The organism is Eikenella sp. Marseille-P7795 (assembly GCF_916618725.1).
GTDB classification, from domain to species: domain Bacteria; phylum Pseudomonadota; class Gammaproteobacteria; order Burkholderiales; family Neisseriaceae; genus Eikenella; species Eikenella longinqua.
This window is the reverse complement of the sequence record NZ_CAKAJZ010000011.1, coordinates 35,185-57,644: the sequence shown is the minus strand read 5'-3', so window position 1 is coordinate 57,644 and position 22,460 is coordinate 35,185. Positions and strand designations below refer to the sequence as shown.

The 22,460-nt window shown below is 59.0% G+C and carries 24 protein-coding genes; 15 read left to right on the top strand and 9 right to left on the bottom strand.

Annotation, left to right across the window (positions count from 1 at the left end; genetic code table 11):
* Window positions 1-95 precede the first annotated feature (95 nt).
* The 4 genes from purE to LG371_RS11735 all read left to right on the top strand — a co-directional run bounded on the left by purE (window position 96) and on the right by LG371_RS11735 (window position 1,849).
* Window positions 96-584, top strand: a complete 489-nt coding sequence (gene purE, locus LG371_RS11750) for a 5-(carboxyamino)imidazole ribonucleotide mutase (RefSeq protein WP_067591732.1) — start codon at window positions 96-98, stop codon at window positions 582-584.
* Window positions 585-719: 135 nt separating this feature from the next.
* Complete coding sequence (locus LG371_RS11745) at window positions 720-1,226, top strand: ProQ/FINO family protein (RefSeq protein WP_225748596.1); 507 nt, start codon at window positions 720-722, stop codon at window positions 1,224-1,226.
* Between the two features lie 87 nt (window positions 1,227-1,313).
* On the top strand, window positions 1,314-1,574 hold the full coding sequence (locus LG371_RS11740; protein WP_067591729.1) for a hypothetical protein: 261 nt from the start codon (window positions 1,314-1,316) through the stop codon (window positions 1,572-1,574).
* Window positions 1,571-1,849, top strand: a complete 279-nt coding sequence (locus LG371_RS11735; RefSeq protein ID WP_067591725.1) for a type II toxin-antitoxin system RelE/ParE family toxin — start codon at window positions 1,571-1,573, stop codon at window positions 1,847-1,849. Before LG371_RS11740 ends, LG371_RS11735 begins: the two co-directional genes overlap by 4 nt.
* A gap of 142 nt (window positions 1,850-1,991) precedes the next feature.
* On the opposite strand, the gene LG371_RS11730 is transcribed toward LG371_RS11735, so the two are convergent.
* The 4 genes from LG371_RS11730 to LG371_RS11715 all read right to left on the bottom strand — a co-directional run bounded on the left by LG371_RS11730 (window position 1,992) and on the right by LG371_RS11715 (window position 5,994).
* Window positions 1,992-3,371 (bottom strand): phosphomannomutase/phosphoglucomutase, encoded by a 1,380-nt coding sequence (locus LG371_RS11730; RefSeq protein ID WP_225748595.1) that lies wholly within the window; start codon window positions 3,369-3,371, stop codon window positions 1,992-1,994.
* Window positions 3,372-3,547: 176 nt separating this feature from the next.
* The gene (locus tag LG371_RS11725) at window positions 3,548-3,853 is read right to left on the bottom strand and encodes a hypothetical protein (RefSeq protein ID WP_067591719.1); all 306 of its coding nucleotides are present in this window, start codon (window positions 3,851-3,853) and stop codon (window positions 3,548-3,550) included.
* Window positions 3,854-3,966: 113 nt separating this feature from the next.
* Window positions 3,967-4,353, bottom strand: a complete 387-nt coding sequence (locus tag LG371_RS11720) for a hypothetical protein (protein WP_067591716.1) — start codon at window positions 4,351-4,353, stop codon at window positions 3,967-3,969.
* Between the two features lie 63 nt (window positions 4,354-4,416).
* Complete coding sequence (locus LG371_RS11715; protein ID WP_370632697.1) at window positions 4,417-5,994, bottom strand: von Willebrand factor type A domain-containing protein; 1,578 nt, start codon at window positions 5,992-5,994, stop codon at window positions 4,417-4,419.
* A gap of 491 nt (window positions 5,995-6,485) precedes the next feature.
* Between LG371_RS11715 and LG371_RS11710 the strand changes: the two genes are divergently transcribed.
* The 5 genes from LG371_RS11710 to bfr (LG371_RS11690) all read left to right on the top strand — a co-directional run bounded on the left by LG371_RS11710 (window position 6,486) and on the right by bfr (LG371_RS11690) (window position 10,995).
* Window positions 6,486-7,946 (top strand): TrkH family potassium uptake protein, encoded by a 1,461-nt coding sequence (locus LG371_RS11710; RefSeq protein ID WP_225748593.1) that lies wholly within the window; start codon window positions 6,486-6,488, stop codon window positions 7,944-7,946.
* A gap of 162 nt (window positions 7,947-8,108) precedes the next feature.
* Window positions 8,109-9,086 (top strand): 3-oxoacyl-ACP synthase III family protein, encoded by a 978-nt coding sequence (locus tag LG371_RS11705; RefSeq protein WP_225748592.1) that lies wholly within the window; start codon window positions 8,109-8,111, stop codon window positions 9,084-9,086.
* Between the two features lie 47 nt (window positions 9,087-9,133).
* Window positions 9,134-9,625, top strand: coding sequence for a transcription elongation factor GreB (greB, locus tag LG371_RS11700; RefSeq protein ID WP_225748615.1), 492 nt, complete (start codon window positions 9,134-9,136; stop codon window positions 9,623-9,625).
* Between the two features lie 414 nt (window positions 9,626-10,039).
* Window positions 10,040-10,504: a bacterioferritin gene (gene bfr / locus LG371_RS11695; RefSeq protein WP_067591702.1), complete on the top strand. Its 465-nt coding sequence runs from the start codon at window positions 10,040-10,042 to the stop codon at window positions 10,502-10,504.
* A 17-nt stretch (window positions 10,505-10,521) separates the two neighbouring features.
* On the top strand, window positions 10,522-10,995 hold the full coding sequence (bfr, locus tag LG371_RS11690; RefSeq protein WP_067591699.1) for a bacterioferritin: 474 nt from the start codon (window positions 10,522-10,524) through the stop codon (window positions 10,993-10,995).
* Between the two features lie 201 nt (window positions 10,996-11,196).
* On the opposite strand, the gene LG371_RS11685 is transcribed toward bfr (LG371_RS11690), so the two are convergent.
* Window positions 11,197-11,703, bottom strand: a complete 507-nt coding sequence (locus LG371_RS11685; protein WP_225748591.1) for a glutathione S-transferase — start codon at window positions 11,701-11,703, stop codon at window positions 11,197-11,199.
* Between the two features lie 184 nt (window positions 11,704-11,887).
* A complete protein-coding gene (gene rph / locus LG371_RS11680) occupies window positions 11,888-12,616 on the bottom strand; it encodes a ribonuclease PH (RefSeq protein WP_225748614.1) in 729 nt (242 codons plus the stop codon).
* A 216-nt stretch (window positions 12,617-12,832) separates the two neighbouring features.
* Here rph and LG371_RS11675 point away from each other — a divergent pair, with 216 nt between their 5' ends.
* The 3 genes from LG371_RS11675 to LG371_RS11665 all read left to right on the top strand — a co-directional run bounded on the left by LG371_RS11675 (window position 12,833) and on the right by LG371_RS11665 (window position 14,738).
* On the top strand, window positions 12,833-13,123 hold the full coding sequence (locus LG371_RS11675) for a hypothetical protein (protein WP_225748590.1): 291 nt from the start codon (window positions 12,833-12,835) through the stop codon (window positions 13,121-13,123).
* 103 nt (window positions 13,124-13,226) lie between these two features.
* A complete protein-coding gene (locus tag LG371_RS11670; protein ID WP_067591693.1) occupies window positions 13,227-13,787 on the top strand; it encodes a pseudouridine synthase in 561 nt (186 codons plus the stop codon).
* 81 nt (window positions 13,788-13,868) lie between these two features.
* A complete protein-coding gene (locus tag LG371_RS11665) occupies window positions 13,869-14,738 on the top strand; it encodes an NAD(P)H-hydrate dehydratase (protein WP_225748589.1) in 870 nt (289 codons plus the stop codon).
* Window positions 14,739-15,172: 434 nt separating this feature from the next.
* Here LG371_RS11665 and LG371_RS11660 read toward each other — a convergent pair whose 3' ends face one another.
* Window positions 15,173-16,711, bottom strand: a complete 1,539-nt coding sequence (locus LG371_RS11660) for a peptidylprolyl isomerase (protein WP_225748588.1) — start codon at window positions 16,709-16,711, stop codon at window positions 15,173-15,175.
* Window positions 16,712-16,827: 116 nt separating this feature from the next.
* On the opposite strand from LG371_RS11660, the gene LG371_RS11655 reads away from it, so the two are divergent.
* A complete protein-coding gene (locus LG371_RS11655) occupies window positions 16,828-16,977 on the top strand; it encodes a hypothetical protein (protein WP_156503494.1) in 150 nt (49 codons plus the stop codon).
* Window positions 16,978-16,987: 10 nt separating this feature from the next.
* Here the strand turns inward: LG371_RS11655 and LG371_RS11650 are convergent, their stop codons facing one another.
* Both LG371_RS11650 and lon read right to left on the bottom strand, forming a co-directional pair.
* Entirely contained in the window at window positions 16,988-17,257 is a 270-nt protein-coding gene (locus LG371_RS11650) for an HU family DNA-binding protein (RefSeq protein WP_067591684.1), read from the bottom strand.
* A gap of 196 nt (window positions 17,258-17,453) precedes the next feature.
* Window positions 17,454-19,895 (bottom strand): endopeptidase La, encoded by a 2,442-nt coding sequence (gene lon / locus LG371_RS11645; protein WP_225748587.1) that lies wholly within the window; start codon window positions 19,893-19,895, stop codon window positions 17,454-17,456.
* 424 nt (window positions 19,896-20,319) lie between these two features.
* Here lon and glnA point away from each other — a divergent pair, with 424 nt between their 5' ends.
* Together glnA and LG371_RS11635 are read left to right on the top strand one after the other, a co-directional pair.
* Entirely contained in the window at window positions 20,320-21,738 is a 1,419-nt protein-coding gene (glnA, locus tag LG371_RS11640) for a type I glutamate--ammonia ligase (protein ID WP_225748586.1), read from the top strand.
* Window positions 21,739-21,855: 117 nt separating this feature from the next.
* Window positions 21,856-22,431, top strand: a complete 576-nt coding sequence (locus LG371_RS11635; protein ID WP_225748585.1) for an RDD family protein — start codon at window positions 21,856-21,858, stop codon at window positions 22,429-22,431.
* Window positions 22,432-22,460: the final 29 nt, after the last annotated feature.

Here is a 22,460-nt window from a genome sequence, read left to right as displayed (position 1 = left end):
CACACTTTGCAGCATTTCAGGCTACCTGAAAAGCGCAGCGTCAGCGAAGTTGAAATTTTAGGTAGCCCCTGACCCCAAACCACAAGGAACACCCAATGACCCAAATCGGCATCATCATGGGCAGCAACAGCGACTGGGCCGTGATGCAGCACGCCGCCGCCGTGCTCACCCAATTCGGTATCGCCCACGAAACCCGCGTCGTCTCCGCCCACCGCACGCCCGACCTCATGTTTGAATACGCCGAAACCGCCCGCGAGCGCGGCCTGCAAGCCATCATCGCCGGAGCCGGCGGCGCCGCCCACCTGCCCGGCATGGTGGCCGCCAAAACCACCCTACCCGTGCTCGGCGTGCCCGTGCCCAGCAAATACCTGCACGGCGAAGATTCCCTGCTCTCCATCGTGCAAATGCCCAAAGGCATCCCTGTGGCCACCTTCGCCATCGGCGAAGCCGGCGCCGCCAACGCCGCCCTGTTTGCCGTAGCCCTGCTTGCCAACGGCAATCCCGAGCTCGCAGACAAGCTCGCCGTCTTCCGCGAACAGCAGCGGCAAAACGTGCTCGCCATGGCGCTACCCCCCGAAGAATAAGCCCGCCGGGTAAAGGCTGCCCAAAAGCGCCGGCAAGCGTTGTATTTGCGTGCCGCCTGCCCGATTTTATTCGCCAAAACCGCCCTTTCTGTGCCACAATCCCGCCATTCACTCCCCTATACGAGAAACCCCATCATGACACAAGAAACCGCCTTGGGAGCCGCCCTCAAATCTGCCGTGCAAACCATGAGCAAGAAAAAGCAAACCGACCTCATTGCCGACCACATCTACGGCAAATACGACGTGTTCAAACGCTTCAAACCCCTCGCGCTCGGCATCGACAAAGACCTCGTGGCCGCCCTGCCGCAATACGATCCCGCCCTCATCGCCCGCGTCCTCTCCAACCACTGCCGCCGCCCGCGCTACCTCAAATCGCTGGCACGCGGTGGCAAACGCTTCGACCTGAACAACCGCTTCAAAGGCGAAGTCACCCCCGAAGAGCAGGAAATCGCCAAGCAACACCCCGCCGTGCAGGAAATGCTCGCCCGCCAAGCCGCCAAGCAGGCTGAAAAACAAGCTGCCGAGGCCGGCGAAGCCGAAGCCCCGGCGGCGGTTGCAACTGCCGAAGCCGTGACCGAAGCGCCGGCCGCTGCCAGCGTGGCGGAACCCCCCCGCGCCGGCTGCCGAATAAGCCGTCCGTAGGCAAACAAGGCTACCTGAAATTTTCAGGTAGCCTTGTTTGCACCGTATGTTTTATATATACTGTATATATATTTTCAGGAGTACATCATGGCACAATTCATTATGAATATCGCTGATTCGGAAAAAGAAGCCTTTATGGAAGCCGCCCGTATCAGCGATCGCAATGCCTCACAGCTGGTACGCGAATTTATGCGCGACTTTGTTGAACGCCAGCGCTATGAAGCCTACGTGCGCGCCGAAGTGGAGCGCGGTATGGCCGATATTGCCGCCGAGCAAATCCTCAGCGGCAGTGAAGCCGATGCGCAAGTCGATGCCTGGCTTGCGCAAGCTGAGAAAGCCGAAGCGTGAAAACCGTTTGGAGCAAACGGGCGCAGCGGCAGCGTTTGCAGCTGCTGGCCGCCCGCGCAGATTATGCCGGCCTCGCTTCTGCCCGCAAAGCCGATGCCGAAATCCGCCAACTACTCGCCTTGGCCTCCCTGCAACCGGCCATGGGCAAAGCCGGCATAGTGGAAGGCACGCGTGAGCTGTATCCCGCCCGCTACCGCTTGGTGTACCGCCATGAAGCGGATCAGCAAACATTGTTTGTTTTGGTTATTTTGCCTCAATGGCGGAAATGGCCGTGAGGCTACCTGAAAATTTTAGCTGCGCAGAAACTCTGCCTTGCTTTGCAAGACATCGTTTTCAGGTAGCCTTTATCCGACCAATCTAATCAAAAACCGCACCGTATGCCTACGGTGCGGTTTGCTTTTGTTTTGCGCCAATCGTTTATAGCGGCCACTCCAGCCCGCCGTGCTGCTCCACCAAGGTTTGGAACTGCGCCTGGATTTGTGCCAGCGCGGCGGGGTTGTCGGCTTCAAAGCGCAGCACCAGCACGGGCGTGGTGTTGGAGGCGCGCAAAAGGCCGAAGCCGTCGGCAAATTCGGCGCGCAGGCCGTCGATGGTGATGAGCTCTTGCAGGCCGTCGAATTGGGCGGCATCGGCCAGCTTGGCGATTAGCGCGTGGCCGTCGCTGCCTGCGGGCAGGGCGATGTTCAGCTCGGGGGTGGACACGCCTTCGGGCAGGGCTTCCAGCACGGCGCTGGGGTTGGGGCTGGCAGACAGGATTTCCAGCAGGCGTGCGCCGGCGTAGAGGCCGTCGTCGAAGCCGAACCAGCGTTCTTTGAAGAACACGTGGCCGCTCATTTCGCCGGCCAAGAGTGCGCCGTGCTGCTTGATGGCGGCTTTGATGAAGCTGTGGCCGGTTTTGCTCATCACCGGCTCGCCGCCGTGCTGCCGAATCCACGGGGCGAGCAGGCGGGTGGATTTCACGTCGTAAATCACTTTGGCGCCGGGGTTGCGCCCGAGCACGTCTTGTGCGAAGAGCATGAGCTGGCGGTCGGGGTAGATGATGCTGCCGCTGCGCGTTACCACGCCGAGGCGGTCGCCGTCGCCGTCGAAGGCGAGTCCGACTTCGGCTGTGCCGTCCTGCACGGCACGGATGAGGTCTTGCAGGTTGGCGGGTTTGGCGGGGTCGGGGTGGTGGTTGGGGAAGCGGCCGTCCACTTCGCAGAAGAGTTCTTCCACTTCGCAGCCGAGCGCGCGATACAGCCGCCCGGCAAAGGCGCCGGCCACGCCGTTGCCGGCATCCACGGCGATTTTCAGCGGGCGTTGCAGGCGGATATGGCCGGCGATGTGGGCAATGTATTCGTCTGCCACATCCAAACTGCGCACGCTGCCCGGCTGGCTACCTGAAACAAAATCCTGCGCTTCGATGCTGCGGCGCAGTTCTTGGATGTTTTCGCCGGCCAGGGTGTTGCCGCCGAGCATCATTTTGAAGCCGTTGTAGTCGGGCGGGTTGTGGCTGCCGGTGATCATCACGCCGCTGCCGTGGCAATGCTGCACGGCGGCAAAATAGAGCATGGGCGTAGCCACCATGCCCACGTCGGCCACATCGACTCCGCCCGCGGTGAGCCCGCAGATGAGGGCGGCGGCGAGGGTGGGGCCGCTGAGCCGGCCGTCGCGGCCCACGGCGATTTGCCGCAGGCCTTGCTTGGCAGCGCGCGCGGCGATGGCGCGGCCGATTTGTTCGGCGGCTTCTTCGGTGAGGGTTTGGCCGACGATGCCACGGATGTCGTAGGCTTTGAAAATGCTGGGGGAAAGGGGCATGGTGGTTCCTTTGTTTGGGGTATGGAGGATACCTGAAAGTGCAGCTTCAACGAAGCGGAGCGATGTCTGGCGAAGCAAGGTGGAATTTCTGCGCAGCTAAAATCTGGGCGGGGATTTTCAGGTAGCCCACTATACGAAAATAAGGGGCTATATTGGATTTAATGTAAAAATATTGATTAGCCCTCAACTCTTAATCCTTGCGACTCCAAGTTATCTTTAAATCGCATAATAATCGGGCGGTGGTTTGCCGGAGGGAAATCATTATTGTCGGCAGACAGCCTGCTATACAGCCGGTACTCCAGGAATACAATATCACTAAAATCCTCATGGATACTGGTGCAGACTACAGACGAGCAATCTGCTTGGATAAGTCGGCCGCGGTGCACTACCGGATATTGGATTTGACTGCTGGCAGAATCGGCAATAGCTGCCATGCCACTCAACAGCATAATTAATAGGGCAAAATATCGGGCAAATTCCATATTATTTTTCTGTGAATATATTTTCAGGTAGCCTTTAGATGGAGCAGTAAGGCTGCCTGAAGGATTCAGCTTCAATGCAACGAAAGCAATGAAACAAAATCGACAGCCGCTGATTATGGCTCGCGGCGGGGGGTTTCTGTGCCTTCCGGCGGGGTGGCCGACACGCAAATCATGGTGCTGCCGCTGCGCGTTTTGAGGCACCGGGTATCGTTGCCGAAGCGGTGGTTTCGCACTTGGACGGCGGGCTGGTTGTTGATGGAGGCGGAGGAGCGGTTGCTGCCGATGGAGGTGCTGCTATACAGGCGGTATTGCCCAAACTCGATTTCTTCCATGTGTTCGCGCGCGTTGGAGCAGACGAAAACTTGGCAGCTGCCTTGGCTGATGATGCGGTTATCGCGTACGGCAAAGCATTGGCGGGTGCCGTCGCTGCCGCAGGCGGCAAAGGCGGCGGCGCTGCTCAACAGGATGGGCAGCAGGATGGAATATCGGGGAAGTTTCATGTTTGTTCCTTTGTAATATGTATTTTCAGGTAGCCTTTATGCGGATAAAGGCTACCTGAAAATTTATTGCGGCTTGCTGCTGAGCTGCTGGGCTTGCTCAATCAGGTGCACAAACTGGCGGCGCAGGCCGTGGCGGTCGGGGGATTGGGCGCTTCGGGCGAGCTCGAGGGTTTGCGGCCAGCCGAAGCTGCCGCTGTATTTGCCGCCGCGCAACAGTTCGCCAAACGAAGCGGCGGCGAGAGCCTGGCGGGTGGCGTTGCTGCCTTGGGCGAGCGGCTTGCTGCCGGCGGCCACGGGGCTGCTGATGAGGGTGCTGCTGCTCTGGCCGGGCAGTTTGTAGCGCAGGTTGATGAAGGCGTATTCGCTGCCGGCCTTGTCGTTTGCCGCACGGGCGGGGGCGGCCTGGTAGCGGCTTTCGGGCAGCCAGCCGGTTTGGCCTGCGGGGATGATTTCATACAGGGCGGTAACGTTGTGGCCGGCGCCGATGTCGCCTGCGTCCACTTGGTCGTTGTTGAAGTCTTCGCGGGCGAGCAGGCGGTTTTCATAGCCGATGAGGCGGTATTCTTTCATGGTGGCGGGGTTGAATTCCACTTGGGTTTTCACATCTTGCGCCACGGTGGCCAGGGTGGAGGAGAGCTGGCGGTGCAGCACTTTTTGGGCTTCTTCGGGGCTGTCGATGTAGCTGTGGTTGCCGTCGCCGGCGTCGGCGAGCTGCTCCATCAGGCGGTCGTTGTAGTTGCCGCTGCCGAAGCCGAGGGTGGTGAGGGAGATGCCGCTCTTGCGTTTTTCGGCCACCATGCTGCGCAGGGTGTTGAAATTGGTGATGCCCACGTTGAAATCGCCGTCGGTGGCGAGCAGGATGCGGTTGATACCGTTGCGGATATAGGCGCGCTGGGCGGCTTGGTAGGCCTGCTGGATGGCGTTTTCGCCGGCGGTTGAGCCGCCTGCGCGCAGGCCGTCGAGCGCGGCGAGGATTTTCTGCCGCTGGTTACCGGGCGTGGGCGGGAGCACGACTTTGTTGCCGTCGGCATAGGTAACGAGGGTGATGCGGTCTTGGGCGCGGGTTTGGTGCGCAAGGGTGCAGAGGGTGTATTTCACCAGCGGCAGCTTGTCGCGGCTATACATGGAGCCGGACACGTCCACCAAAAACACGAGGTTGGCCGGCGGCAGGGCGGCGTGGCTCATTTCTTTGGCCTGGATGCCGATGCGCAGAATTTTGGCGCCGCTGCGGAAGGGCGAATCCACGGTTTCGGTGTGCACGGCGAAGGGTTTGCCGTCGGCGGGGGCGGCGTAGCCGTAGTCGAAATAGTTGATGATTTCTTCAATGCGCACGGCATCGGCGGGCGGCAGGCGGTGGTTTTGGCTGAGGAAGCGGCGCACGTTGGCATAGCTGCCGGTGTCTACGTCGATGCTGAAGGTGGAAACGGGCTGCTCGGCCACGGCGTGCACGGGGTTGGGCTCGTGGTGGGCGTAGCGCTCGGTGTTTTGGCGCGGGAGCGGCGGGCGGATTACCTGCGGCCGCGCGCGAAGCGAGCCGTGTGCGCCTTCAAGGCCGATAAATGAATCTTTGGTGGCTGCCGCTTGCGGCGCGGGCGCGGCGGAAGGCGCCACTTCATACGAAGCCACCGAGCGGTTCATCATGGCTGCCGGCGGCACGGCGCGGGTGCCACCGAACCTTTGGTGGCGGCTCAAGCCCATCACGGGGCCGTAATCATTGCGCGGCTGTTCGTTTAAATAGTGCGAACAGGCCTGGTGGACGCGCTGGGCATTGTCGGCCAGCGCGGGCAGGACGGAGAGAGAGAGCAGCGCCAGCAAAGCGGCGCGGGCAAACGGCGGATAGCGCATGAAAACCCCCTTGGGCAAAAGCGTTGGAAACGGGTTGTATTATAGCCAAAGCCGGCCGCTTCTAACACTGCCCCGCCTGCCAACAGACTACCTGAAAAATACCGCCCGCGCAGGCAAACGCTTCCCGGCCGGGCAGAAACACCGCCCCGCTGTGTTTTAAGCGTTGAAGCTGCCGTTTTCAGGTAGCCTTTGCCATCCGAATGCCACCCGCCCGCGCCGATAGGTTAAAATACGCGCCGCCCAAACAGGCTACCTGAAAACTCCGCGCGCCCGCGGTGCCCGCTGCCATGTACCACAAACTCGCCCCCATCATCCACGTTCTCTCCCGCCTCGGCTTCATCTTTTCGCTGCTGCTCTTGGCGCCCACGCTGGTGTCTTATATTTATCAAGACGCGGCCTTTTGGGTGTTTGCCGACACCGCCATCGCCACCATCTGCGCCTCCGGCATCATCTGGCTCATCACCCGCCGCCATCAGCGCGAGCTGCGCACCCGCGACGGCTTCACCCTCGTTTTCCTGCTGTGGGTGGGTTTTGCCGTGGTCGCCTCCCTGCCGTTTTATTGGTATCTGCCCGGCATCAGCTACACCGACGCCTTCTTCGAAGCCATCTCCGGCCTCACCACCGCCGGCGCCACCGTTTTCACCAACCTCGACAGCTTCCCTCCCTCGCTCAACTTCTGGCGCCACCTGCTCAATTGGGTGGGCGGCATGGGCATCATCGTTTTGGCAGTGGCCATTCTGCCCATGATCGGCGTGGGCGGCACCCAGCTGTTCAAAGCCGAAATCCCCGGCATCCACAAAGACAGCAAGCTCGCCCCCCGCATCTCCCAAACCGCCAAGAACCTTTGGCTGATCTACGTTTTCTTCACCCTCGCCGTCTGCCTCGCCCTGCGCCTGGCCGGCATGAGCTGGCTTGATGCCGTGTGCCACGCCATGTCCTGCCTCGGCCTGGGCGGCTTCTCCACCCACGATCAAAACATCGCCTATTTCGATTCCGTGCCCATCGAAATGATTTTATCCGTCGGCAGCGTCATCGCCGCCATCAACTTCACCAACCACTACTACGCCTTCCGCCAACGCAGCCTCAACGTCTACCGCCGCGACAGCGAAGTGCGCGTGATGATCACCACCCTGATTACCAGCATCATCGTGTGCGCCCTCTATTTGTGGCACAAAGACTTCTACCCCGATTGGTCGCAATCCCTGCGCTTTGTCGGCTTCAACTTCATCTCCATCGGCCTGGCCAACGGCTACGCCAACACCGACTTCGCCGCCTGGCCGCTGCCCGTGTCCCTCTGGATGTTTTTCCTCGCCAATATCCTCGCTAACGCCGGCAGCGCCGGCGGCGGGCTCAAAACCATCCGCGCCATCGTATTGTTTAAATTCAGCCTGCGCGAAATGATGCTGCTGCTGCACCCCAACGCCGTGCACACCGTAAAAATCAACGGCATGCACATCGCCGAGCGCACCGCCATGACCGTGCTCGTGTTCACCGCCGTTTATTTCCTCACCATCATCTTCGCCACCTTCGCCCTCATGGCCACCGGCCTCGATTTCGTTACCGCCCTCACCGCCGCCACCGCCTGCATCACCAACGCCGGCCCCGGCCTCGGCAGCGTCGGCCCCGCCGGCAGCTACGCCAACCTTGCCGCCGTGCAAAAATGGCTGTGCGCCGCCGTCATGCTGCTCGGCCGCCTGGAAATCTTCACCGTGTTCATGCTCTTCACCCCCGCCTATTGGCGCAAATAGCGGAAAATTTTCAGGTAGCCTCTTCCCCCGCTTGAGGCTACCTGAAAACGAGCAAAGCGAGTTTCTGCGAAGCTAAAGCAGGTAAAGCGATTTTCAGGTAGCCTTTCCCCGCCTGCCGCGCGGGTTTACAATAGCCGCTTTATTAACATACACGCTTCCCCTATGCCTTTCCTTCCCCTTTCCCTGCTCGCCACCGGCAAGGCTCTGCCTGCACGCATCGTTAGCTCCGCCGAGCTGGACGAACGTTTGGGCAAACCGCGCGGCTATGTGCAGAAACGCAGCGGCATTGTGCACCGCCATCACGCCGAGCTGGGCCTGCTGCAATCCGATCTGGCGGCGCGGGCGGTGCGCGATGCCTGCGCTCGCGGCGGCATCGCGCCGGAGAGCATCGATTTGCTGATTAATGTGAACGGCGTGCCCGAACAGGCGCTGCCGTGCACCGCCGCGCATGTGCTGGCCGCGCTGGGCTGGCGGGGCAGGGCGGGCTACGACCTCAACGCCAGCTGTGTGGGCTTCCTGCCCGCGTTGCAACACGCCGCTGCGCTGCTCAACAGCGGCTGCCACCGGCGCATCGCCATCGTGGCTTGCGACCTCGCCTCGCGCGGCTTGAACTGGGCCGACGAAGAATCCTCGCTGATTTTCGGCGATGGCGCCGCAGCCGCCATCGTGGAGCGCGGCTGCGGCGAGGGCGGTATCCGACGCTTTGTGATGAAAAACTATCCCGACGCGGTTTCCCTGTGCCAAATCCCCGCCGGCGGCACGCGCCGCAATATGGTGTCCGGCATGCGGCCGCAGGATTTTTATTTCAAAATGCACGGGCGCGAATTGTTCCGCCGCAGCGCCGAAGTGCTGCCCGAAATCTTGGGCGAACTGCTCGCCGGCATGAGCATTGCCGATTGCGACCTGTGGCTGGTGCACCAGGCCAGCCACCTCGGCATGCAGCACATCACCAAACGCCTGGGCATCAGCGAGCGCCGCCTGGTCAATATCTACCCCACCCACGGCAACCAGGTATCCGCCTCCCTGCCCACCGTGTTGCACGAAGCGTTTACCGGCAATCTCTGGCAGCGCGGCAGCCGCGTGGCCATGGTCGGCACCGCCGCCGGCTTGGCCGTGGCCGGGCTGATATGGGAAGTGTGAACTCTTCCCCACACAGGCTACCTGAAAAATTGGATGCAAGCGAAATCATGAGCAACACCCCTCCCAACTACCTTACCCCCGCCGGCTGGCAGGCGCTGAAAAACGAGCTCTACCAGCTGGTAAACAAAGAACGCCCCGAAATCGTGCAAATCGTAAATTGGGCGGCCTCCAACGGCGACCGCAGCGAAAACGGCGACTACCTCTACGGCAAACGCCGCATGCGCGAAATCGACCGCCGCATCCGCTTCCTCACCAAACGGCTCGAAGCCGCGCAAGTGGTGGACCCCGCCACCCGCGAGCCCACCGACCAAATCTTCTTCGGCGCCACCGTGGAGATTTTGCGCGGCAACGGCAGCGAGCAAACCGTACACATCGTGGGCGTGGACGAAATCGACACCGCCCGCAACAAAATCTCCTGGACTTCCCCACTGGCCCGCGCCCTGTTCAAAGCCCGCGAGGGCGACGAAATCGTGTTCCACGGGCCGGAGGGCAGGGAGGAAATCGAAGTGTTGTCTGTGGCTTATGTGGCCATCGAGTAGAACTGCCGTTCCCAAAATTTTCAGGTAGCCTCCCAAGCATGAAAGAGGCTACCTGAAAATTTTCCACCATGGGCAGCGGCGCTGGAACGCCAATGGTTCTCATCTGCAAGCCAATGTTTCCCAAAGCATTCCAAAAAAGGCACACTTGCAGTGCAAAGAAAGGTAAAGATGGCGGGCAATGAGAATTGTTGGCAGATTCAGTTGCCTGGCCGCCCGCAGTCAAGCCTTTTATTTTATTTGGCTTTAGGCTACCTGAAAAATAGCGAAGCGCTTGTTTTGCAGGATAATTGTTCGCATTTATAACTGCGATATGAGAATTTTCGCAACAAGCTGCGTATAATTCCGCCCCAGCAAAAGGGCAGCACCGAAATCCCGCTGCCACACACCATCCATCACAAAAATCAGGAGCAAAAAATGCAAGGCAACAAAGAAGTTATCGATTACATGAACCAGCTGCTGGCCGGCGAGCTCGCCGCCCGCGACCAATATTTCATCCACTCCCGCATGTACGACGAATGGGGCTACAGCAAGCTCTTCGCCCGCATCGGCCACGAAATGGAAGACGAAACCGAGCACGCCGCCGATTTCATCCGCCGCATCCTCATGCTCGGCGGCACCCCGCAGATGGTGCCCGCTCCGCTGCGCATCGGCCGCACCGTGCGCGAAATGCTGCAACTCGATTTGGACACCGAATACGAAGTGCGCGAAAACCTCAAGCGCGGCATCAAACTGTGCGAAGAAAAACAAGACTATGTTACCCGCGATCTGATGGTGGCCCAGCTCAAAGACACCGAAGAAGACCACGCACACTGGCTCGAACAGCAGCTGCGCCTCATCGACCTGCTCGGCGAGCAAAACTACCTGCAAAGCCAGCTGTAAACCGGAAAGGACAAGCCATGAAAGGCGACCGCGAAGTTATCCGCCAGCTGAATAAAAACCTCGGCATCCTGCTCATCACCATCAACCAGTATTTCCTGCATGCCCGCATCCTGAAAAACTGGGGCTTGGAAGAGCTCGGCGGCTATTTCTACAAACAATCCATCACCGAAATGAAGGCAGCCGACGCCCTGATTGAGCGCATCCTGCTGCTCGAAGGCCTGCCCAACCTACAAGAGCTCGGCAAACTGCTCATCGGCGAAACCGCCGAAGAAATCATCCGCTGCGACCTGCAAAAAGAGCAGGACAAACACCAAGCACTGATTGAAGCCATCGCCGTGTGCGAAGAGAAGCAAGACTACGTTTCCCGCCAGCTGCTGGAAAAGCAGAAAGACGAAAACGAAGAACGCCTCGACTGGCTCGACACCCAGCTCGACTTGGTGGAGAATATGGGCTTGCAGAACTATCTGCAACTGGCGGCGCAAGAGGACTAAAACACAAACCACTGCCAAATCTCGAAGCGCTATCGCCAACAGCCTGCCCGCATCTGCGGCAGGCTGTTTTTTTGCACTGTGTGTTGCATCGCTCGGATTTCCGTTGCAGCACAGAATGAAAAGGCTACCTGAAAAACGTTCGGCCTGTATTGCCCAAACGTTTTCAGGTAGCCTTTTGCCGTTACGGCGGGGTGTCGGCGCTTAAGCGATGCTTTGCCGCAGTTGCGAAAGCGTGGCCGGGCCTTGCTCCAAGTTTTCCGGCGACACGGCGCGCACGTCGGCACGGGCGAGGAATGTTGCCAAGGCGCGCTGGTTGGCGGGGCTGAGCTGCGGCTGCAATTCGGGCAGGCGGGATTGCATGAAGGCGAAGGCCATGCCCAGCGCGAGATGGGCTACATCGCCGCTCTCGGCATCAAGCTGCGGGGCGTTGGCCAAACCGCGCTTGCAGGCGGCGCGGGCGCGTTCGGCAAGCGGGTGGTCGGGGGTGTTTTCGGCTTTGAATTTTTGCAGGCCGAAGGCTTTCACCAGTTGGTCGAGCAGGGCGAAGGCGTAGGCGGCGGTGGCGGTTTGCCCGGCGTTGTGCAGGGGGTGGCCGAGCAGGAAGTCGAGGATAAACGGGCTGTTGCAGATGGTGGTGCCGTTGTCGAACTGGAGGATGGGCACTTGGGAGAAGGGGTTGAGGGCTTGGAGCTCGGCAGGGTTTCCCAAGGATTGACGTAGGCGATGGCAAAATTAAGGTCGTGCCGGGGCAGGGCGGTGAGCAGGACGAGGCGGCCGTAGGGGGAGGTGGGGCTGATGTAGAGTTTCATATTTTTCTCCTGTTTGGTGCTTGTTTTGTGAGCTGATTTTGTTTTCAGGTAGCCTGCTATGCGGTGTGGAGGCTACCTGAAATTTATCCGGCTTGGCGGGCGGCGACGAGGGCGTTGCTTTGATGGCGGAACAGTTCGGCGGTGCCTTTTTGGCCGAGCTCGAGCAGGCGGGTGAGCTCGGGGATGCTGAAGGGGGCGCCTTCGGCGGTGCCTTGGATTTCGATGATTTTGCCGGAGGCGGTCATCACGAGGTTGACGTCGCTGTCGCAGCCGGAATCTTCGGGGTAGTCGAGGTCGAGCAGGGGGGTGCCGTCAACCACGCCGACGGAAACGGCGGCGATTTGTTCGCGCAGGGGGTTTTGTGTGATTTTGTCTTCGGCGAGGAGTTTGCCGATGGCGAGGTGCAGGGCGACGTAGGCGCCGGTGATGCTGGCGGTGCGGGTGCCGCCGTCGGCTTGGATCACGTCGCAGTCAATGAGGATTTGGCGTTCGCCCAGCAGGCTCAAATCGACGGCGGCGCGCAGGGAGCGGCCGATAAGGCGCTGGATTTCCTGGGTGCGGCCGGATTGTTTGCCTTGGGCGGCTTCGCGGCGCATGCGGGAGGCGGTGGAGGCGGGGAGCATGCCGTATTCGGCGGTTACCCAGCCTTGGTTTTTGCCGCGCAGGAAGGGGGGCACGCTCTCTTCGATGCTGGCGGTGCAGATGATTTTGGTGTGGCCGCAGGCGATGAGGGCGGAGCCGTGGGCGTGGGGGAGGAAGTGGGGGGTGATGCTCACGGGGCGGAGCTGGTCGGCAGCGCGGCCGGTGCGGATGGGGGCGGCATGGCGGTCTCGTTGGGGAAGGTGGAATCATTTCAGGTAGCCTCAAGCGGGCCGGGGGTGATTATACTGCTGCGCGGGGCGGGGCGCTTGGAAATACGGCGGACGGCGGGGCGGGTATGGCTGGAATGGCAATGGTTTCAGCTATATAATTCAGTTGTTTTGTTCACAGGCAGGCTACCTGAAAATGTTAGCGATAAAATGAGCGCCATGAAGTTCATTCCTTTGGCCGAACGGGTTTATGCCGATTTGGATAACGAGCGTTTAAGCCGGCACATTGTCGGGCTGACGCAAACGGATAGCGTTTGCTGTTTCGATGGCGATATGCGCACGATTAAAGCCGGTGATTATCTCTATTTGTATATGGATTGCGGCGACGATTATTGCGTGAGCGAAGGCGTCGTGATTGCCAACCCTTATCCGACTGCACACCGATACTGCTGCGTGTTGGATGAAGACATTCTCTTTTGGCAGGATTATTGTGCTGCAACCAATCGTTGATATGCTTCTAAACTTTTAGCTATCTTGTTTTTAGCTTTGCAGAAACTCAGCCTTGGCTGCGCCAAGACATCGTTTTCAGGTAGCCTTTATCTCCCATACCGCCATGTCCGATTTAATCGTTTTCAACAAGCCCTACGGTGTGATCTGCCAATTCAGCCCGCACGAAAAACACCGCACGCTCAAGGAATTTATCCCGCTGCCAGACGTCTATCCCGCCGGCCGGCTGGACACCGACAGCGAAGGCCTGCTGCTGCTCACCGCCAACGGCCGCCTGCAGGCCAAAATCGCCGACCCGCGCCACAAAATGGTGAAAACCTATTGGGCGCAGCTCGAAGGCAGCCCGGACGACGCCAAGCTGGATAGGCTGCGGCAAGGCGTGGATTTGGGCGACTTCATTACCCGCCCGGCGCAAATCAGGCTACCTGAAAAATGGGAAACCGACCGCCTGTGGCCGCGCGTGCCGCCGATACGGGTGCGCAAAAGCGTGCCGGACTTTTGGCTGGAAATCCGCATCAGCGAAGGCAAAAACCGCCAAGTGCGCCGCATGACGGCCAAGGCGGACTACCCCTGCCTGCGGCTGGTGCGCGTGGGCATCGGGCGGCTGGATTTGTGGCAGCTCGGCTTGGCGCAGGGGCAGTGGCGGGAAGCGCCGTTTTTGCCCTAGCTCAAGATTCCTGACGGCAGCCGCGCGGTCGGTATGCCGTTTGCTTGGCATTTCGTTAATTTTCATCACACGAGGTTTGATATGGCGGATTTACCCGAGTTTTTAGCGCAGTGGCAGCACACCGCGCGTTTCCGTTTCCCCCTGCTGGCCAAGCCGCGCGCCGAAGACAGCCACAAAGGCAAATTCGGCACGGTGGCGGTGATCGGCAGTGCGGCCGGCATGAGCGGCGCCGGCGTGCTGGCGGCCACGGCGGCGCTCAAGGGCGGCGCGGGCAAGGTGTGGCTCGGGGTTGCGCAAAACGGCCTACCGCTGCCCTATCTGCCCGCCTACCCCGAAATCATGCTTGCCACCGCCCTGCAGCTGCTGCAACGGCGCGACATCACCGTGTATGCCGTGGGTTGCGGGCTGGGCATGAGCGACGGCTCGCGCCAGCTGCTGGAGCAGGCCACCGCCGCCGCCATCCATGCCGACGCGCCACTGCTGCTCGATGCCGACGCGCTCAATATGCTGGCGGTGGAGCGCCTGTTTTTGCCCAACAACGTGGTGCTCACGCCGCACCCGCTGGAAGCCGCGCGCCTGCTGGATATTTCTGTGGAAGAAGTGCAGGGCAACCGCTATCTGGCCGCCGCGCAGATTGCCGAGCGCTACGGCAGCTATGTGGTGCTCAAAGGCGCGAACACCGTGGTGTGCACGCCCAACGGCCGCATCGTGTATGAAAACGACAGCGGCAACCCCGGGCTGGCCACCGCCGGCAGCGGCGACGTGCTCAGCGGCCTGCTTGCTGCGCTTCTGGCGCAGCAGCTGCCCATGCAGGAAGCCGCCTGCGCCGCGGTGTGGCTGCACGGCACGGCAGCGGAGCTTTTGGCCGCACGCGGCATCGGCCCCATCGGCCTCACCGCCGGCGAAATTGCCGACGCCGCGCGCGAACTGCGCAATTTGGCGGCGTGCTAGCGAGCCTACTTGCGCTGTATATTTGGAGGCTACCTGAAAACTATTTTTCAGGTAGCCTGTTTATTTATAGGATGAAGTAAGCGGAGTGTTGTTGCTCCGAGCATGATTTGCGGGAAGCCGCTTGAAGCATAGCAACACAGGCTACCTGAAAGTTTGAGCGGCAGGGAAGCTTAAATGGCAGGGCCGATATGGTTTTAACTTCGTTGAAGTTTGCGCTTTAGCTCCGCAGAAACTCAGCCTTGGCTGCGCCAAGACATCGTTTTAACTTCGTTGAAGCTCACGCTTTCAGGTAGCCGTTGCTCGCTAAAAGTTGGGTTTGAGCGCAAGCGTTGTCATACATTTCAAGCGAAATGAAACCTGCCATTTCCAATCAAAACAGGCTACCTGAAAAATAGTTTTCAGGTAGCCTGTTGGCATCGGGTGGAGGTGGGTTGCTACTCGTCCGGATTCAGTTTCTGGTTGCCGCTGCGCAGCGGGAATTTCTGCTCGAGGCCGCGGATGAATTGGGTGTAGAACTGTTCGCCGTTGCGCTGGCCGGCCAGTTGGCGCACCTGCGGCAGCTGCTCCTTGCTGTTTTCCGGTAGGGATACGGAGCGGACTTCCACCAGCGCGGCGCCGCTACCGGGCAGGTTCACCAGCGCATAGCCGGGCTTGCCGTTTTGCGGGCGGGCTTTCACGATGGCGGCGAAGTTTTCCATGCCTAGGTTTTGCTGCAGCTGGCTGGCGCCCACTTTTTCTACCTGGCCCCATTGCAGGGCAGGTGCGGCTTGGCCGGCTTGCAGTTTGCGCAGGGCTTCGGCGGCGGCGGCTTGGGCGAGCTTGGCACTTTCGGCGGCTATATAGTCGCGGCGCACGGCATCTTTGGCTTCTTCAAACGATTGGTTGCGCGCTTTGCTCACATCGGTGGCGCGCACGATGCGCAGCACGCCGTTGCCCATGTCGAGCAGCTCGGAATTGTGTCGGCGCTCCACCACTTCGGCGCTGAACAGGGCTTCTTTCACGGCGTCGGGCAGCTGGGAGGCGGCCACGTCGGGCTGGCTGAGCCATTCGTCTTGTTTTTGCAGCGGCAGCTTCATTTGCTCGGCCACTTTTTGCAGGCTATTGGGGTTGTCGAAGGCGAGCTGTTCCAGCTCTTCTCGGGCTTTGCCCATGGCCTGCGAGGCTTTGCGCTGGCGCACGCTGTCTTCCAGCTGGGCTTTCACGCTGTCAAACGAGGGCTTGGCTTCGCTGCCGGCGGCGAGCAGGTTTTGATAGGCTTCCTGCAATTCCTGCGCGCTCACGGGTTGCTGTTTGGCCAGCTCTTCCAGGCTCAGTTCGACGTATTCCAGCTTCACGGCCAGGGGCAGGGCGTAGCGGGCTTTGTTGGCCTCAAAATAGGTTTTCAGCACGGCGTCGGTGGGCTGCACTTTGCCGGCGTAATCGCTGGCTTGGAAGGGGGCGCTGCGCAGTTCGCGTTCGCTGTTGATCATGCCTAAAAGCTGTTCGGCCTGGCTGGTGCTGACGATGCTGCCGTTGGTGATCAGGCCGAGCAGGGTTTGGCGGCGGTATTGGCGGCGCATGTTGTCGATCAGCCGGTCTTCGCTCAGGCCGGCCGCGCTCAGGTAGTTGCGGAGCTTGGTGGGATCGAATTGGCCGTTGGTTTGAAATTCGGGGTCGCGCGCAATCACGCTTTTAATCTGCTCGACAGAGAGTTCGCCCACGCCCAGCTCGAGCGCGCCCTGTTCGATATAGGCCTGCTGTACCAGCGATTGGAAGGCGGATTCGTTGGTGGCGCCGGCGTTGCCGTTTTGATGTGCGGCGCGGACGATGCTCTGCACTTCTTCGGCGGTGATGGTGGTGTCGCCCACCTTGCCGACGTAGTGGCCGCGGATGCCGGAGGAGAGGCTTTCGGCACCGAAACCGATGAAGGTGATGCTGACCAGCGCCAGCAGGATTTGGGACAGGCGGCGGTGTTTTTCGACTATGGCAAACATAAGCGTGATGCGGTGGTTGGATGAAAGGCGGTATTGTAACGGTTCTGACGATGTCGGGCTAGGTGTTTGCTTAAACGGATTGGCCGGAGAGCAAAGGGAGTGATGCGGGCGATGCAATGGGTTTCAGCCAATATTTTTCAGGTAGCCTGATTGTGTGCGTCAAAGGCTACCTGAAAATCAAGGAAGGCTACCTGAAAACGGAGCTTTCGCTGGCTCGGGGCAAAATAAAAAGACAGGCGGAATACCTGTCTTTTTGGCAATCATAAGGCGCTTGATTTACAGCGCGTCTTTCAGCGCCTTGCCGGCACGGAATTTGGGAGACTTGGCAGCCGGGATAACCAGCTCGGCGCCGGTTTTCGGGTTGCGGCCTTTGCGCTCGGCGCGTTCGCCCACATAGAAGGTACCGAAGCCGACCAGCGTTACGGTGTCGCCTTTTTTCAGGGCGGTGGTAACGGCTTTAGTCAAACCATCCAATGCCTTACCGGCAGCAGCCTTGGAAATATCGGCTTCCTTGGCAATCGCTTCAATCAATTCAGACTTGTTCACAATAAGTCCCTTTCTGGTTGAGGAGTAACGAAAAGCTGCCGATTCGCACCGGCGAGCAATGCTTTTATTTGTAACAGGCTGCTTTATAGCAAGTCCAAAATCATTGGTCAAGCAAATAAGCGGCTTGCGGGCGGCTATTTTCAACGAATCCGGCAGGATTGAGCCTTTCGCACAACAAAGCCTGCCGGATTGCACGCTAATGCTTGGTGGCGCGGCCGCCGGTTTTGGCCGGAGTTTTCGGCTTGGCTGCCGGGTCTTCCTGCCAAGGCTGCGGCTGGTATTCCAGGCCGAAGGAGAGCACTTCGTCGATCCAGCGCACGGGGTGGATGCTCAAGCCTTCCTTCACGTTTTGCGGGATTTCTTCCAAATCCTTCACGTTTTCCTTGGGAATCAGCACATGCTTGATGCCGCCGCGCAGCGCGGCCAGCAGTTTTTCTTTCAAGCCGCCGATGGGCAGCACTTCGCCGCGCAGAGTGATTTCGCCGGTCATGGCCACGTCGGCGCGCACCGGAATGCCGGTGAGGGCGGACACGATAGCCAGCGTCATGCCGATACCGGCGCTGGGGCCGTCTTTCGGCGTGGCGCCTTCCGGCACGTGCACGTGGATGTCGGTTTTCTCGTAGAAATCCGGCGCGATGCCCAGCACTTCGGCGCGCGAGCGCACCACGCTCCAGGCGGCGGAAATGGATTCCTGCATCACATCACCCAGCTTGCCGGTGCGCAGGATGTTGCCTTTGCCTTTTAGGGCCACAGCTTCGATAGTGAGCAGCTCGCCGCCCACTTCGGTCCACGCCAAGCCGGTAACTTGGCCGATGCGGTTTTCGCTTTCGGCCACGCCGTAGTCGAAGCGGCGCACGCCGAGGTAGTCGTGCAGGTTGGCGGCATCCACCACTTCCGGCTCCAATTTGGCAGCACGTTGGCCGGCGGCAGACTGTTTGTCTTTCTCCAGCACTTTTTTCATCACCACTTTGCGGCAGATTTTGGCGATTTCGCGGTCTAGTGAGCGCACACCGGCTTCGCGAGTGTAGTAGCGGATGATGTCGCGCACGGCACTCTCTTCGATCACGATTTCGCCGCTTTTCACGCCGTTGCGCTCAATCTGCTTGGGCACGAGGTATTGCAAGGCGATGTTGACTTTCTCGTCTTCGGTGTAGCCGGAGAGGCGGATGATTTCCATGCGGTCGAGCAGGGCCGGCGGGATGTCCATGCTGTTGGAGGTGGCGAGGAACATCACGTTGCTCAAGTCGAAATCCACTTCCACATAGTGGTCGGCGAAGGAATGGTTTTGCTCGGGGTCGAGCACTTCCAGCAGGGCGCTGGCCGGGTCGCCGCGGAAATCGCGGCCGAGCTTGTCGATTTCGTCGAGCAGGAACAGCGGGTTGTTTACGCCGGCCTTGATCATGTTCTGGATGATTTTGCCGGGCATGGAGCCGATGTAGGTGCGGCGGTGGCCGCGGATTTCGCTCTCGTCGTGGATGCCGCCCAAGGCCATGCGCACGTATTTGCGGCCGGTGGCTTTGGCAATGGATTGGCCGAGCGAGGTTTTGCCCACGCCGGGCGGGCCCACCAGGCACAAAATCGGGCCTTTGAGCTTGTTCATGCGTTTTTGCACGGCCAAGTATTCCAAAATCCGCTCTTTCACTTTTTCCAGGCCATAGTGGTCGGCATTGAGCACCAAATCGGCCTGCACAATATCTTTGCTAACCTTGCTTTTCTTCTTCCAAGGAATATCCACCAGCGTTTCGATATAGTTGCGCACCACGGAAGATTCGGCCGACATCGGCGGCATCATGCGCAGCTTTTTCATTTCACCCAGGGCTTTTTCTTCCGCTTCCTTGCTCATGCCGGCTTCGCGGATTTGCTGTTCGAGTTGGTCGAGCTCTTCGCGCTCGTCGCCTTCGCCCAGCTCTTTTTGGATGGCTTTCACCTGCTCGTTCAGGTAATAGTCGCGCTGGGATTTTTCCATCTGGCGTTTCACTCGGCCGCGGATGCGTTTTTCCACGTGCAGGATGTCCAGCTCGGCTTCAAGCTGGCCGAGCAGGTGTTCCATGCGTTCGGCCACGTCGATGATTTCCAGGATTTCCTGCCGCTGTTCGAGCTTGAGCTGCAAGTGGGCGGCGATGGTGTCCACCAGGCGGCCTGGCTCGGCGATGCCGTGGATGGTGCTGGCCACTTCGCCGGGGATTTTCTTGTTGAGCTTGATGAATTGGTCGAACTGGGCGAGCAGGGTGCGGCGCAGGGCTTCGTAGTCGCAGCTGTCGGCTTGTTCGGCGGGCTCGAGCACCTCGACTCGGGCTTGGAAATAATCGCCGCTGTCGTCGATTTCGATGGCGCGGGCGCGGCGCACGCCTTCCACCAGCACTTTCACCGTGCCGTCGGGTAGTTTGAGCACTTGCAGGATGTTGGCCAGCGTGCCGATGGCGTGCAAATCATCGGCGTTCGGGTCTTCGTTGGCGGGGTTTTTCTGCGCCAAGAGGAATACGGGGCCGTCTTGCTCGATGGCGGCGTCGAGCGCGGCGATGGATTTGGGGCGGCCCACAAACAGGGGCAGCACCATGTGGGGATACACCACCACGTCGCGCAGCGGCAACATCGGCAGGGTTTGGATGTTGCTGGATGTATGTTGGTTTTGGCTCATTGTTTTCTCTTGTTATCTCGGTTGAAATAGGGTTGAGGCTTTGGATTTTCCTCATTGCGGGGCAACGTGGGGGCGGGCGGCGGGTTTTCAAGCGGCAGTTTGCTGTGATTGTATGTTGGCTGGTTTGCGTGCGGCCTGCCAAACCGCATGGAGGCTACCTGAAAAGGCTACCTGAAAACGAAGAAAGTGAGTTTTAGCGAAGTTAAAATGCTTAAAGCGGATTTTCCCATGCGCTGTTGTGGCGAAGCTGAGGCTACCTGAAAAACGGCTTCGGCATCTTAACTTCGTTGAAGATATTTTTCAGGTATCCTTTTACTCTTGCAGGGTGCGGTGCCGGATAGGATATGATAAAAATCTATACCGCCGGGCGGCAGTTGTGGCAGAATGGCCGCTTGATTTTGTTTCCGCACAAAGGAGTGCCACCATGTCCGTTACCGATGTAGTGAGAATGATTGAAGAAAACGACGTGCGTTTCGTCGATTTGCGCTTTACCGACACCAAGGGCAAGCAGCACCATTTCACCGTGCCCGCTTCCGTGGTGCTGGAAGACCCGGAAGAATGGTTTGAAAACGGCCAGCCCTTCGACGGCTCCTCCATCGGCGGCTGGAAAGGCGTACAGGCCTCCGATATGCTGCTGCGCCCCGACCCGGCCACTGCCTTCATCGACCCCTTCTACGACGACGCCACCGTGGTGCTCACTTGCGACGTGATCGATCCCGCCAGCGGCCAAGGCTACGACCGCGACCCGCGCTCCATTGCCCGCCGCGCCGAAGCCTACCTCAAAGCCAGCGGCGTGGGCGACACCGCCTATTTCGGACCCGAGCCCGAATTTTTCGTGTTCGACGGCATCGAATTTGAAACCCATATGCACAAAGCCCGCTTCGAAATCACCTCCGAAAGCGGCGCCTGGGCCAGCGGCCTGCACCTGGAAGGCCAAAACACCGGCCATCGCCCGACGGTGAAAGGCGGCTACGCTCCCGTTGCCCCCGTGGACAGCGGGCAAGACTTGCGCTCCGCCATGGTCAATATCTTGGAAGAAATCGGCATTCCCGTAGAAGTGCACCATGGCGAAGTGGGCACCGGCAGCCAGATGGAAATCGGCACCAAATTCAGCACCCTCGTGCACCGTGCCGACCAAACCCAAGACATGAAATACGTGATCCACAACGTGGCGCACAACTTCGGCAAAACCGCCACCTTCATGCCCAAACCCCTGATGGGCGACAACGGCAGCGGCATGCACGTGCACCAATCCATCTGGAAAAACGGCCAAAACCTGTTTGCCGGCGACGGCTACGCCGGCTTGAGCGACACCGCCCTCTACTACATCGGCGGCATCATCAAACACGCCAAAGCCCTCAACGCCATCGCCAACCCCTCCACCAACTCCTACAAACGCCTCGTGCCGCACTTTGAAGCGCCCACCAAATTGGCCTATTCCGCCAAAAACCGCTCCGCTTCCATCCGCATCCCCACCGTGCACAGCGTGAAAGCCCGCCGCGTGGAAGTGCGCTTCCCCGACCCCACGGCCAACCCCTACCTCATGTTTGCCGCGCTTCTGATGGCCGGGCTCGACGGCATCCAAAACAAAATCCACCCCGGCGACCCGGCCGACAAAAATCTCTACGACCTGCCGCCGGAAGAAGACGCGCTCGTGCCCACCGTGTGCGCCTCCCTGGAAGAAGCGTTGGAAGCCCTCAAAGCCGACCACGAATTCCTGCTGCGCGGCGGCGTATTCAGCCAAGATTGGATCAACAGCTACATCGCCTTCAAGGAAGAAGACGTGCGCCGCATCCGCATGGCACCGCACCCGCTGGAATTTGAAATGTATTACTCGCTGTAAGGTGATTGATAAACGCGCTTGTTTTGCTAGGTAGCTACCTGAAAACAAGCGCGTTTAATTATCCATCTCTTAAATAATGTGCTTTTTAGTTATTGGATATAAATTGGGGAAAACAGCATGAGCAAACTCCAATCCGATGAACAAGGAAATATTTCAAATTCTAGAATTATCGTAATGCAGCCAGTAGGAAATCAGGATAGTAGAGAATTAGAACTGGCTACACCAGGACTGAGATTAATATCAGGATTATTGGATAGGCTTCTATTTGTAATTTTCGGATTCTCGTTTTTAGCTACTTTATCTCAAGCGGTGCTTGCTATGGGTTCAAGTGGTGATACAGTTGTAATGGCAATGGTAGTAACGGGAATTTTATTGGTGCCATGGACAATACTCGAATTAATTTTTATGAGCATAAAAGGCCAATCAATTGGCCAGATGATAATTGACATTAAAGTGATTGCTGAGAATGGAGAGAGTCCTGGATTTTTGCGATATGTATTAGTGCGTGAAGTTGCATTTGCTTTTTTGTTGAAAGTTATTACTTATCCAATAGCTAAATATTGTGGGTGGCCGTTTATTTTCATTATCCCAGCATCTATATATTTTATTTGTTTTGTGATGATGTATAACAAAAAACGTAATCGTCAAACGCTTCAAGACATGATAGCTGGAACTTTTGTCGTTTTTACATAGCAGTTATAAGCGAAAGAAGGCTACCTGAA

Coding starts and splice junctions, on each gene's coding strand:
- purE (WP_067591732.1), top strand. CDS start 96: ATGACCCAAATCGGCATCATCATGGGCAGCAACAGCGACTGGGCCGTG.
- LG371_RS11745 (WP_225748596.1), top strand. CDS start 720: ATGACACAAGAAACCGCCTTGGGAGCCGCCCTCAAATCTGCCGTGCAA.
- LG371_RS11740 (WP_067591729.1), top strand. CDS start 1,314: ATGGCACAATTCATTATGAATATCGCTGATTCGGAAAAAGAAGCCTTT.
- LG371_RS11730 (WP_225748595.1), bottom strand. CDS start 3,371: ATGCCCCTTTCCCCCAGCATTTTCAAAGCCTACGACATCCGTGGCATC.
- LG371_RS11725 (WP_067591719.1), bottom strand. CDS start 3,853: ATGGAATTTGCCCGATATTTTGCCCTATTAATTATGCTGTTGAGTGGC.
- LG371_RS11720 (WP_067591716.1), bottom strand. CDS start 4,353: ATGAAACTTCCCCGATATTCCATCCTGCTGCCCATCCTGTTGAGCAGC.
- LG371_RS11715 (WP_370632697.1), bottom strand. CDS start 5,994: ATGATGAACCGCTCGGTGGCTTCGTATGAAGTGGCGCCTTCCGCCGCG.
- LG371_RS11710 (WP_225748593.1), top strand. CDS start 6,486: ATGTACCACAAACTCGCCCCCATCATCCACGTTCTCTCCCGCCTCGGC.
- LG371_RS11705 (WP_225748592.1), top strand. CDS start 8,109: ATGCCTTTCCTTCCCCTTTCCCTGCTCGCCACCGGCAAGGCTCTGCCT.
- greB (WP_225748615.1), top strand. CDS start 9,134: ATGAGCAACACCCCTCCCAACTACCTTACCCCCGCCGGCTGGCAGGCG.
- bfr (WP_067591702.1), top strand. CDS start 10,040: ATGCAAGGCAACAAAGAAGTTATCGATTACATGAACCAGCTGCTGGCC.
- bfr (WP_067591699.1), top strand. CDS start 10,522: ATGAAAGGCGACCGCGAAGTTATCCGCCAGCTGAATAAAAACCTCGGC.
- LG371_RS11675 (WP_225748590.1), top strand. CDS start 12,833: ATGAAGTTCATTCCTTTGGCCGAACGGGTTTATGCCGATTTGGATAAC.
- LG371_RS11670 (WP_067591693.1), top strand. CDS start 13,227: ATGTCCGATTTAATCGTTTTCAACAAGCCCTACGGTGTGATCTGCCAA.
- LG371_RS11665 (WP_225748589.1), top strand. CDS start 13,869: ATGGCGGATTTACCCGAGTTTTTAGCGCAGTGGCAGCACACCGCGCGT.
- LG371_RS11660 (WP_225748588.1), bottom strand. CDS start 16,711: ATGTTTGCCATAGTCGAAAAACACCGCCGCCTGTCCCAAATCCTGCTG.
- LG371_RS11655 (WP_156503494.1), top strand. CDS start 16,828: ATGGGTTTCAGCCAATATTTTTCAGGTAGCCTGATTGTGTGCGTCAAA.
- lon (WP_225748587.1), bottom strand. CDS start 19,895: ATGAGCCAAAACCAACATACATCCAGCAACATCCAAACCCTGCCGATG.
- glnA (WP_225748586.1), top strand. CDS start 20,320: ATGTCCGTTACCGATGTAGTGAGAATGATTGAAGAAAACGACGTGCGT.
- LG371_RS11635 (WP_225748585.1), top strand. CDS start 21,856: ATGAGCAAACTCCAATCCGATGAACAAGGAAATATTTCAAATTCTAGA.